The organism is Peribacillus sp. NPDC097264, assembly GCF_050277925.1.
Lineage (GTDB): Bacteria > Bacillota > Bacilli > Bacillales > DSM-1321 > Peribacillus.
Window position 1 is genome coordinate 1 of the sequence record NZ_JBNNSR010000012.1, and the last position, 11,887, is coordinate 11,887.

Here is an 11,887-nt window from a genome sequence, read left to right on the forward strand (position 1 = left end):
TGCATGTATTAGGCACGCCGCCAGCGTTCGTCCTGAGCCAGGATCAAACTCTCCGAAGAAATGTTTGACTTGCTCATTTTGCTTTTTTATAGTGTGTGCTCACTCAAAATTTACGTTGGCGCTTTGTTTTGTTCAGTTTTCAAAGAGCAATTTATCTCGTTGTTCGTTAGAACAACTTGTTAATTCATCATAACACACTATCGATTAGTTGTCAACTTCTACGAAGTTTTTAACTTATTTTTAATCGCTGTGTTTTTCAGCGACCATTTCATCTTATCATTTTCTTTATAAGAAGTCAATAGTTTTTATTGTGTCATTTCTTCTAGCCATTCAGCTATAAGCGATGAAGTTTTGCGTTTGTTTTCTTAGTGCTTATTCATATTAATCCTTTTTTTCATAAAAGTCAACGGGTATTTTATAAATTCCTTAGAAGCTTGTGCATTCCCTTTTCCTCTGCTGATTCCAAAGAAATCTACAAGAGATTTTGATTAGTACTATATATAGAAGGAAGGCAACTCTCTATGAGCCCTAAACTCCTTTAACACCCAGATTCAGCCGATTCTTGGTATCTCCTGACATCACACTAAGAAAGGTACAAACTAATATTGACTTGGTGAATTTTCTTATGTTATCATTTAACCAAGTAATATAATCGGAATAGTCATTTTTCATATCAAGTAAACGAACGATAAGAATAGTAAAGGAGATGGACACATGACAGTTGCAAAGGTTATACCAGGGGCAGAATCATTCTTCTATCCCGGGAACTCTATTGGAATCCTCATTTGCCATGGCTTTAACGGAACCCCACAAAGCGTAGGGTATTTAGGTAAAAGTTTGGCCGCCAAAGGTTACACCGTCTACGCACCTCGCTTACAGGGTCACGGAACACATGAGCTTGAAATGGAAACGATCCATTACCAAGATTGGATCAAGGATATCGAGACTGCCTATAAAAAGCTAAAGCAAACCTGTGCGCATGTGTTCGCAATGGGGCAATCTATGGGTGGTGCCCTTGTTTTGGATTTGGCAACAAAAGTAGCTTGTGATGGAATAATGACAATCAACGCTGCCCTTCAAGTCCCTGAATATGAAACCTATCGCAACCAAACTGCTCCGCGTTTCATTACAGAAGGGGCTCCTGACATTAAAGACAAAGATACTACAGAAATCACTTATGATTGCGTACCTATCACAGCTATTAATCAGTTGCTTACTATTATGGAACATACGAATGAACAACTCGAGGACATCAGCTGCCCTGCCCTCATCTTCCATTCTCCCGAAGATCATGTTGTCCCATCTCAATGTTCGGACCGAATATATAATTCCGTCAGTTCTCATAGCAAGGAGTTGATTTCTCTCCCTAACTCCTATCATGTTGCTTCGCTTGATTATGATAAAGAATTAATCGTGGAGCGTGCTTATCATTTCATTAAGAAACACAGCAAAGATATTACGATCGCTTCTTAAGATTTTTCTCTCATTATGGTTTACTCAAATATCCCACGGGTATAAGTAAAGTAGACAAAAACAAGGAGGTAACTCATAATGAGCGGATTATCAGACAAGATAAAAGGTACTGTCAATAAAGCAAAAGGTGAAACAAAAGACCAAGTCGGAAACGCTAAGAATGATCCTCACTTACAAGCTGAAGGAAAACTTGATAAATTAAAAGGTAATGTCCAAGAAGGAATCGGCAAGGTAAAAGATTCCCATAGATAAGGTTTTAGAAACCACAATTACATGCCTTACGATCACGACAAGTAAACCCCCCACCTATAAACAGAAGAGGCTGCAGATTATTCTGCAGCCTCTTTCTTTATCAAGTAGCTTGGATTACGACCACACACATATCGTCAGGTTGGTCTAGATGGAGTTCAGCAGGCATGACCAGATCAATCGGAGCATTTCCCTCGCAATCCAACCAATCCCGCGAAACGACTTCTTTTATTTCATCCAGTCCATCCGTTCCTTCCCTATCGATAGCCTCCATGACTCCATCGGTAAATACAAGAATTTGAATTCTATCTTCATAACGAACAATCGTTTTCTCCACTTTCATCTCCGTGAAGAAACCAACAGGGCATGTCCCCTTTGAAAGAGACAACACTTCCCCATCATCCATCAAGGCAAAACCCGGTGGATGACCTGCATTTACATATTCCAGAGTTTTATGTTCTGTATCAATCACCATATAAATGGCAGTGAAATAATAATGAATCGGGTTTTCCTTTTTATTAAGGACACTCATCCAATGATTCATTTCGTTTATCACCGCAACGGGATCCGTGTGTTTTCGGATGGCATCCCTTAGAACAGAGGAAATAAACATACAAACAAGTGAAGCCGATATTCCATGGCCCATCATATCAAGTATAATGATTCCGTACCGTTTTTCATCAATCCGGTGCCAATAGTACATATCTCCGGCTAATTTATTTGCAGGGAGGTAAGATGCTTTTATTGTTAAGTGATTATCTACCACCGGCTCACTCAATAGACTGCTTTGCACTTGCATCGAAAGGTCTAATTCATTCCGTATTTTTTCTTCCTGCATTTTATGCCAGTCTTTTTCATATTTAAGCCTTAACCCTACACGGATTCTGGCTAATAAATCAATTTTGTTAATAGGCTTCATAATATAATCGATTCCACCAACATCCAGAGCCTCGGCCACTTTGTTTGAATCTTCAAGTGCCGTTACAAAGATCACCGGTATGTCTTTTAGGTGTGGTATGTTTTGGAGTCTTCTACAAGCCTCTATTCCATCAATTTCAGGCATCATAATATCAAGCAGTATAATATCAACAGAAGTCTTGATTGGCTGAGGATTGTCCACTTGTAGGTAGTCAAACATTTCATGCGCTGACTTCAATGATAGAAAATCCGTATAGCCAGCTCGCTTAAGAATTTTCTCTATAACGAAGAGATTAACCTGGTTATCATCTACGATTAAAATCGTCATTGCTTTATTCCCCTTTTGGCTTATATCGAGCGGCACTTTTATCTTTTATCATGTACTATATAATGCAAGGCTTTCCTAAAAAAAGAATTCCGAACTATATTATATCTTACTTATGCTACTTTTTAAAAATAAGAATATCTGTGGCAAAAAAGCACAGACCTAACTAATTAAATGTACCCGTTTTTTCAGGCACCTAAACTTAAAATATAGTTGCATTCAAAAAATTAAGGAGTTTTACTTTAATAACGAAAAAAGGAGCTCGCCAGGTTTTTAGCGAACTCCTTTTTTTATAATTTCCTATAAATCTTCTCTCTTGCATCAAAGTCCTTATACACTTCTGAAAAAGAAGAAGTACGAATGGATTCCTTACTGCCGACCGCAAGAAAGCCGTCCTTACAAAGACTGTCATAAAATAATTGATTTACATAAGTCTGTAATTCTCCGGTAAAGTAAATCATTACATTCCGGCACATGATGATATGAAATTCATTGAACGAACCATCCGTCACGAGATTATGCTGGAAAAACACAACATTTTTAAGCAGGTTTGGATCAAGATAAGCATTCTGATAGTCCGTCGTATAATACTCCGAAAATTCCCGTTTACCGCCTGCTTGTAGATAATTCTTTGTATAAGACTGCATGCGATTGAGGGGTAAAATTCCCTTTTGAGCATGTTCTATTACCGTTTCATTCATGTCGGTTGCATAGATTTTCGCTTTATCGTAGAGCCCTTCTTCTTTTAGCATGATGGCCATCGAAAAGGCTTCTTCACCAGTTGAACAACCAGCATGCCAGATACGGATTTCAGGAAGTTCCTTAAGCAGTGGAACAAGGTTCGTTCGAAAAGCTTTAAAGAAGTCAGGATCACGAAACATTTCCGTAACATTTATTGAAAAGTCATTCAGAAGTTTTTCAACAAATCCTTTTTCATATAAAACCTTTTCAATCATTCCACTCGCTCTTCTTATATGCTCTAATCTCATCCGATTTTCGACTCTCCGTTGTATGGAAGATCGCATGTACTTTCTGAAATCAAAGCCAGAGACTGAATAAACGGCTTGCAAGAGCAACTCAATCTCTATATTTTCTCGTTCTTCAATCGATAGTGTATCCTTCATTCCATTAAAACCTTCCTTACCCGTACTATTAATTCGTTAGCCATACGCGAAGAACAGACAGTAACTGTTCCAATTTCAATGGTTTACTTACATAGTCAGATGCACCGGCTCTTATACATTTTTCCCTGTCACCTTTCATCGCCTTAGCGGTTAAGGCAATGATTGGGAGATTATCAAACTCATTTTGTTCACGGATTCTAGTCATTGTTTCATAACCATCCATGCCTGGCATCATGATATCCATTAATATGGCATCTATACTCTTTCCTTTATCAAGGATTTCCAAACATTCATAGCCATTTTCCGCTGTAAGGATTTCCATGCCCTCATTTTTCAGAGCGTTTGTCAAAGCAAAGATATTACGGCGATCATCGTCCACTACCAAGACCGACTTGCCGCGGAAAGAATTAGCGTTCTCTTGTGAATCATCATCAAGTATCACCACATCCGGTTTCTCGTCCACTACGCTAGCGGGAGTTCCTTCATGGCTGGCCGCTGCCACTTCCGGGGAAGCAGCAATCGCTTCTCCCATGTTTTTAAAGCCTTCTGGCATGCTTGGAATGAAGAAGGTGAACGTACTGCCTTCACCCTCTTGGCTATCCACTATAACCCATCCGCCTAGTAATTTAGCAAACTCGCGGCATATGGAAAGCCCCAGTCCGGTACCGCCATATTTCCTCATCGTCGCTCCATCGCCTTGTTGGAACGCTTCGAATATTAATTTTTGCTTCTCTTTCGAAATTCCAATGCCCGTGTCCTTCACATTGATTTCAACCCAATTGCTCGCACCTTTCGTTTGAATCCATTGTGCGACTTTTTCTTCGTCAGCCTTTTTAATCTGAACAGAGACTGAACCTTTTTCGGTGAATTTAAAAGCATTGGACAACAGGTTTTTAAGAATTTGTTGGAACCGCTGTTCATCAGTGAAGAAAATATCAGGTACATCCTTATCTTTTCTAACGATGAAATCGATATTCTTCTTCTTCGCTACGTGATCGAAGTTTCGATGTAACAATTCCGGTAACTCACTCATATTCATTTCCTCAAAGACAACTTCAAGCTTCCCAACCTCGACTTTTGATAAGTCCAGTATGTCATTGATGAGCGTTAATAAATCCTGACCGGACGAATTAATGACACGGGCGAATTCCTTCTGTTCCTCATTCAATTTACTGTCATTCGTGTCAGATAGCATTTCCGACAGAATCAAGATGCTATTAAGCGGTGTCCGTAATTCATGGGACATATTGGCCATGAATTCGGATTTGTATTTTGAACTTAGTTTTAATTCTTCTGCTTGTTTTTCAAGATTTAGTTTGGCAATTTGAAGCTCTTTTGATTTGTCTTCCGTTTCACGGTTTCTCTCTTCTAATTGCTCGTTAATCATCCGCAATTCCTCAGCCTGTGTCTGCAGTTCCTCTGATTGGGCCTGCATTTCTTCTGACTGAGATTGCAATTCTTCTGATTGAGCTTGTAGCTCTTCAGTCTGTGCTTGTGACTCTTTCAATAGGCGTTCAATTTCCATTCGTCCTTCGACATTGTTGATTGTAATCCCCAAAGTGTCCAAGACTTGAGTCAAGAAATGTTTCTGCAATTTAGAGTAATTCTCCAAGCTTGCCAATTCGACCATAGCTACCACTTCATCCTCAAAAATGACGGGAGCAATAACGATACTTTTAGGGTTTACTTCACCTAACCCCGTTGTAACCAAGTGGAAGTCTTCAGGAATCTTCTCAATGAATTCTATTTTTCTTTCAAGGGCGCATTGACCAATCAAGCCTTCCCCCATACGGAATTCACGTCTTCCCGCACCTTCACCATCGCCTGCGAAACTGGAGATTTTTACAAAACGCATATTTTCCCCTTCACCGCGTCTGATATAAAACGCCCCAAGAGACGCCCCCATCATCGGTGCTAGTCTGGTGATGAACCTGTCAGCAAGCACTTCTACATCAACAATGCGTTGGTACATGGTCGCAATATCAGCAACTCGGGTTTGTATCCAGTTGCGCTCGCTAATTTTCTCAGTGAACTCTTTTTCCTTACGATTATACGTTTCAAGTGATACAGCCATTTCATTGAAGGAACGAGCGATATCGCCTATTTCATCATTTGTCCGAATAGGAATTCTCGGTACAACCGATAAGTTTTTAAAATCAATATTATTGATGACCTTCGTAATGGATTGCAAATCTTTTGATGTGCTGCGTATCATCCATGCGACAGTCAAGGAAATGACTAGAATACTAAGGATGACTGCGAAAATAGTGAAATTAATCATATCTTCATAGGTTTGCTTCGCATTACTTAACGTATCATTCATAACACTTTCTTGATAATTTTTAAAAGCACCCATCGTACTGATAACCTTTGTCCGCTTATCCCTTTGATCATCCATTAGCTCGCTAATGTCCGTCGTTGGGTTTTTCGATTGTATGTTTTGGGTGATTTGTGCCTCGGTTATAGAGTATGTGGCATATTGTGTTTCAAACTCTTTCAATAATTGCCTTGCCTTCGCTTTATTTAACGTACCCGACAATTCAGCGATTTGCGACTCAATCAGGCTGTGGTTTTCATTGATGACTTTAAGGCTTTCCGCTCTTTCTGCCTTGTTGGCCTCATTTGCCGCAAATAAAATTTCACGGTCTGACTGTGTAAACAACTGGCGTATTTCCATCGCGGCAGAAACTTTATAATAACGGTCCTCCACGATTTCAGTCATACTGCCTTTTAGATTATTGAGTGTAAACACCATAAAAGAAAGGAGTATAGCTAAAAAAAGCAGGATTAAACCGAATCCCAGCATTTGTTTTCTCTTAAAACCCATTTTACCCACCCGCCTTTTTTCATTATTTATAGTAAGCGAATATTATTTACCACTCCAAATATATGAGCCTATCCCTTACATTCCATCCTATTTAACTTGCATTTGGTTATGCAGCAAGATTTAATGTCCACTCCCTATTTTATCATTCTTATGCAGTAAATAGATACCTTGAGCATCACTTTTCCAACATTTGAATGGCCATTTCAACCAGAATCCTACCTTTGAACTATCCTAAAATCCGGCATTTTTACTGGGATACCGTCTTCTAACCCAAACAAAAAAACCGGACGCTACACACGCCCGATTTTCCACCTATGATTATTTGATTTTTTTTACTTCAACATATAAAACATGATGGCCATCCATCTCTGTGACGGTAAAATTATATCCTTCAAATTCAATTTGGTCACCAACGGCAATTTCAAATCTACCTGTCAGGAACCATCCTCCCAAAGTATCTATATCATCTTCTGGTAATTGGATGGCAAGGGTATCATTAACATCTTCAATTAACGTCTTTGCATCAAAAACATAATGTCCCTCATCTACTTTTTGGATAAGTGGTCGTTCATCCTGGTCAAATTCATCACGGATTTCCCCGACGATTTCTTCAAGTATATCTTCCACCGTAACTAGACCAGCTGTACCACCATACTCATCAGTCAAAACAGCCATATGAATCCGTTCCTTCTGCATTTTCAGAAGCAAGTCATGGATAGGGATAGTTTCCAGAACCCGTATCACGGGTGTAACGAAACTATCCACCGTCAATTCCGAAACATTCTTCTCGGTGATGGTCGCTGTATAAAGACGTTTAATATTGACCATTCCCACTACATTATCCTTATCACCATCTATGACAGGGTAACGTGTATACTGTTCTTCTTGAATGAGCTCCACAACTTCCAATAGTGGCATTCCTATTTCAATAACGGTCATTTCCGTTCTTGGAACCATGATTTCATTGGCATTACGCTCATCAAATTCAAAAATTTGATTTACATATTTATATTCCGATTGATTGATCTCACCACTTTTGTAGCTTTCCGATAAGATAATCCGCAGTTCTTCTTCCGAGTGAGCCATTTCAGTCTCGGAAGCCGGCTTTAATCCAAACATGCCTGTAAGGACACGTGCCGAACCATTCAATACCCAGATGAATGGGTATAATATGCGGTAAAAAAGAATCAATGGCTTAGAGAACAGTAACGTTATTTCCTCAGCCTTTTGAATCGCAACCGTTTTTGGCGCAAGTTCACCAATAACAACGTGTAAGAATGTAACGGACGCAAAAGCAATCACGAAAGAAAGAATGTGACTTAACGATTCCTCGACACCCCATCTATGGAAGAGGGGTTCAAGAATAGCCTCCACTGTGGGTTCACCCAACCAACCCAATCCTAATGCAGTGACTGTTATCCCCAGTTGACATGCAGATAAATACTCATCGATATGTGAAATCACTTTTTTTGCTGCCAGTGCACTTTTATTTCCCTCTTCAATCAATTGATTGATGCGGGAACTTCTGACTTTAACGATTGCAAATTCCGAGGCAACAAAAAATGCGGTTAATGCTATTAATACAGCTACTGCTAATAATTTTATAAATATCTCCAATATGTTCGGGTTTACCACCGATTCCTTATCCTAGTTACATGAAAGGAATCAATAGTTCAGTCCCAAGCACCTCCTGTATAAATGGTGATTTCTATTATGTCAAACGAAATATGAATGTCGTATCCTAAACCATTTAGTGAAATGCCCTTAAGAGTAATATGCACCTTCGTGCAATAAACTATCGGGATAATTTTCTTTAAATTAACAACACTAATAATGATTGAATCAACGCAATGCTTTCATGAGAAACCTGTTTTTTAAGAAGAAGTTCATTTTTTCCATCCTTTTCAATCAGGCTAATCACTTCCCGCAATTCCTCATTCAAGCCATCCATTTTACTTTTTAGTTGAAGTCCCGTTTCCTCGATTTCAGTAAGGGGCTTCGCATTTGGTTTTACAAGTTCTTTTATCTCTTCCAAAGAAAAGTTTTTTCTTTTATATTTCTCAATAAGGCGCAATCGCTCAAGTTCCTCAACTGAGTAATAGCGGTAGTTAGAGGCGGAACGTTCTGCTTTTAGCAGACCCTTATTCGTGTAATAGTCCACCGTTCGCTTCGTAACATTTGCCATGCTTGCCAGCTCACCGATTTTCAATGTCTCGTTCCCAATATAACCCCTCCCAACCGTCACGTGATGGTTTTGGCCTTCTGGAGGACTACTCCATATCCTACCGTGACATTTTCACCTATTCTCTAATCCTACAACATTTCTATTCTTTTGAAAAATATTTATTATGGATTACCTAATAAATATAGAAAGGTATTTACCTATACCCTTCTATATAGACAAAAAACCGACTATCATGCCAATAGTCGGTTTACTATATTTTTATGATAATCGATTATTTTTTTGTTTTTGTTGAGAATGGATTACTCAGTATTTTGGGACCGCATTGGCATAAAGAAGAGTGTTTTAATCTTTTTATTGGTGTACCGCATGTTTCACAAACTTTTGCTACCATCATACCGTCCTCCTTTTTATTTCATATTAGTATTATACTACCTCTCTTATAATAATCAATACTAAATTAAAATAATTATAAACTAAAAAGTTCCCCTTCCCAAATCATGTATAAACAGATAAAATAATATAAAACTCATCAGAAAGGTTGGTTTTTAATTTGTCAGATGAAATTCATCCCATTCCGCGTCCTCTAGTCCGAACAAATCAGTGGGTCATATTTTTAAGCGTAGTCCTCGCTTTAGCAACCGGTCAAGAATGGATACTGGCCATACCTTTAGTAGCGGGGCTATCTGGTCTTCTTTTACATTTTAATCCGGTTATGCGCCTTGCAAAGCTCTTTCTGAAGAAGGACCCCTCTAAATACATTCCTGAAGATCCTGCACAGCAACAGTTTAACCAGGTTATTGCAGTGGTTTGCCTAGGTTTCGGCTTACTCTCCTTCTTACTGGGCTTCAACGTTATCGGCTATGTGCTAACCGTAATGGTCGGGATGGCCTCATTTATTGCCATCCTTGGATTCTGCATTGGTTGCTTCATCCTTTATCAATGGAAACAATATACTTATCGCCGTTCTCTTCATTAAAAAGGGAGGCCTGACATGATTAATGTCAGGCCTGCTTTTTTATGCAACTGCAGAATTATTCTTTTTAACCCAAATCGCAGCCACTATAATCAGAAGTAACAATACCATTTGAGGTACTATCGTTTCCACTGTCGGATAAAGGCCGATCCATTCAATGAACGGGAACGTGTGAAGTGTATGCGTCTTAATCACTTGAGAAACTTGAAGTGCATGGATGGAGACACCAAGAATCTTAAATGCCAATGCATAGATGAAGATCGTCGCCACTTTGAAAAAGACCGTCATCGGTAGCTTAACGCTGTAACGGAGCATGACGAAACCAATGACCATCAATATCAAGCAGGCAATCAATATCCCGGTCAATAGCTGTTTCAGTTCCATATACGGAGCCATTCCGGCATAAAAGATGATCGTCTCCGCTCCTTCTCGGAAAATCGATAGGAAACTAATTAACGCAAAAGACAAGATACTGCCTGTTGCAATAGCATGGTCCATTTGCTTGCCGATATAACGGTTCCATGCATGGATGTTCGATTTACTATGAAGCCACATTCCGATGGTCAGCATCATTAGCACTGCGATTATGCCCGTGATTCCTTCAATATACTCCCGGCTTGAGGCAGCGGTAATCTGTGAAAATACAATATTGATAATAACGGCAAGGATTGCACTTGCTGCCAAGCCAGCCCCGACGCCAGACCAAATCCACTTTTGTTTGTCTGCCTGTCCAATTTTCTTTAGGAAGGACAACAGTGTTGCCACGATAAGGAGAGCTTCCAATCCCTCACGTAAAAGAATCAAGGCCGCATCCCATGTCGTATAGCTCGTATCATCAATTAAAGGAAGTAGTCGTGCATGTAAGTCGGAAACGATTTCTTTCGCTTCTTTTGCTTGTATCTTCTTCGATTGCAGTAAGCTAATGGCGGTTGGTACCTTAGTCTCCATGTCACTGTACAGCTTACTGTCCCTCGTAGAAACTTCTCCTTCGACATTTGGCCAAATCATTAATACTTCATTCAACTGGTCAATTGCCGAATTGATATCGTTTCCTTCCATATCCTTAACACTACTTTGTAGAAGGTCTGTTACATCGCTCAACGTATAAGTCTGCTGGTCTTCTTTTTCTACCTTGCCTTCTAGAAAGCCTTGAATTAGCCCTTTCAGTTCGTCAAGATTAGTTCGTGCCTTTTCTGGATCTGGAGGATCCTGCGTGATGGCTATCCGAACAAAGGCCATATAGGTTTCCATCTTACCGTACGAAGCAACACTTTCCTCCCGTACTACAAGTTCCGCATTATTCCATTGATTGAGGAGGTTTTGATACTGACTTTTAGCTTTGCTGAAGTCCTCTTCGCTAATCGTCGCATCTAAATCATCGATTAATGGAAGTAACGCTTCTAGGCGATCTTTATAATCGGTTTTATCAACCGGATTTTCTGCCGTATCATACTGAACAAGGGCACTTGATAAAGCCGATAACTTCTTTTTCATTTCTCCTGCGTCTTCTTGATTATTCACAGCGTTTTTCAAAGACAGTAATGAATCGTCAACTTTTTTGGCATCCTCACTGTCCGTTTTTATCACATTCCAGTCCTTTTCAAAAAGAGAGAGATTACTGGAAACCGATTCAAGATCTCCAGACTTCACTTTCATTAGGCTGTCTCCAATATATACGAAAAGCTGATCGTGATTTTCCCCGGCTGAAACACCTGGTATAGCAGACATTAAAAATATGAAACTAGTTAATAAAACGAACAACCCCGTTCTCCATTTAAAAACAGACATGACAAACTCCCCTTTTATGATAAAA

The 11,887-nt window shown here is 39.4% G+C and carries 9 protein-coding genes and 1 rRNA gene; 3 read left to right on the top strand and 7 right to left on the bottom strand.

What is annotated here, in order from left to right; all coding sequences use genetic code 11:
* A 16S ribosomal RNA gene (locus ACQKL0_RS17395) occupies positions 1-59 on the bottom strand; the annotation flags it as partial.
* 655 nt (positions 60-714) lie between these two features.
* On the opposite strand from ACQKL0_RS17395, the gene ACQKL0_RS17400 reads away from it, so the two are divergent.
* On the top strand, positions 715-1,473 hold the full coding sequence (locus tag ACQKL0_RS17400; RefSeq protein WP_427688860.1) for an alpha/beta hydrolase: 759 nt from the start codon (positions 715-717) through the stop codon (positions 1,471-1,473).
* A 78-nt stretch (positions 1,474-1,551) separates the two neighbouring features.
* Positions 1,552-1,725, top strand: coding sequence for a CsbD family protein (locus ACQKL0_RS17405; RefSeq protein ID WP_402875643.1), 174 nt, complete (start codon positions 1,552-1,554; stop codon positions 1,723-1,725).
* A 100-nt stretch (positions 1,726-1,825) separates the two neighbouring features.
* Here the strand turns inward: ACQKL0_RS17405 and ACQKL0_RS17410 are convergent, their stop codons facing one another.
* The 5 genes from ACQKL0_RS17410 to ACQKL0_RS17430 all read right to left on the bottom strand — a co-directional run bounded on the left by ACQKL0_RS17410 (position 1,826) and on the right by ACQKL0_RS17430 (position 9,161).
* Positions 1,826-2,968 carry a PP2C family protein-serine/threonine phosphatase gene (locus ACQKL0_RS17410; RefSeq protein WP_427688862.1) on the bottom strand — a complete coding sequence of 381 codons (1,143 nt, stop codon included), beginning with the start codon at positions 2,966-2,968 and terminating at the stop codon, positions 1,826-1,828.
* Between the two features lie 287 nt (positions 2,969-3,255).
* On the bottom strand, positions 3,256-4,089 hold the full coding sequence (locus tag ACQKL0_RS17415; protein ID WP_402991434.1) for a CheR family methyltransferase: 834 nt from the start codon (positions 4,087-4,089) through the stop codon (positions 3,256-3,258).
* Between the two features lie 28 nt (positions 4,090-4,117).
* A complete protein-coding gene (locus tag ACQKL0_RS17420; RefSeq protein WP_427688864.1) occupies positions 4,118-6,916 on the bottom strand; it encodes a response regulator in 2,799 nt (932 codons plus the stop codon).
* 318 nt (positions 6,917-7,234) lie between these two features.
* On the bottom strand, positions 7,235-8,533 hold the full coding sequence (locus tag ACQKL0_RS17425) for a hemolysin family protein (RefSeq protein ID WP_402875637.1): 1,299 nt from the start codon (positions 8,531-8,533) through the stop codon (positions 7,235-7,237).
* Positions 8,534-8,729: 196 nt separating this feature from the next.
* Complete coding sequence (locus tag ACQKL0_RS17430) at positions 8,730-9,161, bottom strand: MerR family transcriptional regulator (protein WP_402959220.1); 432 nt, start codon at positions 9,159-9,161, stop codon at positions 8,730-8,732.
* A 490-nt stretch (positions 9,162-9,651) separates the two neighbouring features.
* Here ACQKL0_RS17430 and ACQKL0_RS17435 point away from each other — a divergent pair, with 490 nt between their 5' ends.
* Complete coding sequence (locus ACQKL0_RS17435; RefSeq protein ID WP_427688866.1) at positions 9,652-10,077, top strand: DUF4395 domain-containing protein; 426 nt, start codon at positions 9,652-9,654, stop codon at positions 10,075-10,077.
* Positions 10,078-10,116: 39 nt separating this feature from the next.
* On the opposite strand, the gene ACQKL0_RS17440 is transcribed toward ACQKL0_RS17435, so the two are convergent.
* Entirely contained in the window at positions 10,117-11,862 is a 1,746-nt protein-coding gene (locus ACQKL0_RS17440; protein ID WP_402959224.1) for an FTR1 family iron permease, read from the bottom strand.
* Positions 11,863-11,887: the final 25 nt, after the last annotated feature.

Bases quoted from the DNA above. Each gene is read 5' to 3' on its own strand.
- ACQKL0_RS17400 (WP_427688860.1), top strand. From the start codon at position 715: ATGACAGTTGCAAAGGTTATACCAGGGGCAGAATCATTCTTCTATCCC.
- ACQKL0_RS17405 (WP_402875643.1), top strand. From the start codon at position 1,552: ATGAGCGGATTATCAGACAAGATAAAAGGTACTGTCAATAAAGCAAAA.
- ACQKL0_RS17410 (WP_427688862.1), bottom strand. From the start codon at position 2,968: ATGACGATTTTAATCGTAGATGATAACCAGGTTAATCTCTTCGTTATA.
- ACQKL0_RS17415 (WP_402991434.1), bottom strand. From the start codon at position 4,089: ATGAAGGATACACTATCGATTGAAGAACGAGAAAATATAGAGATTGAG.
- ACQKL0_RS17420 (WP_427688864.1), bottom strand. From the start codon at position 6,916: ATGGGTTTTAAGAGAAAACAAATGCTGGGATTCGGTTTAATCCTGCTT.
- ACQKL0_RS17440 (WP_402959224.1), bottom strand. From the start codon at position 11,862: ATGTCTGTTTTTAAATGGAGAACGGGGTTGTTCGTTTTATTAACTAGT.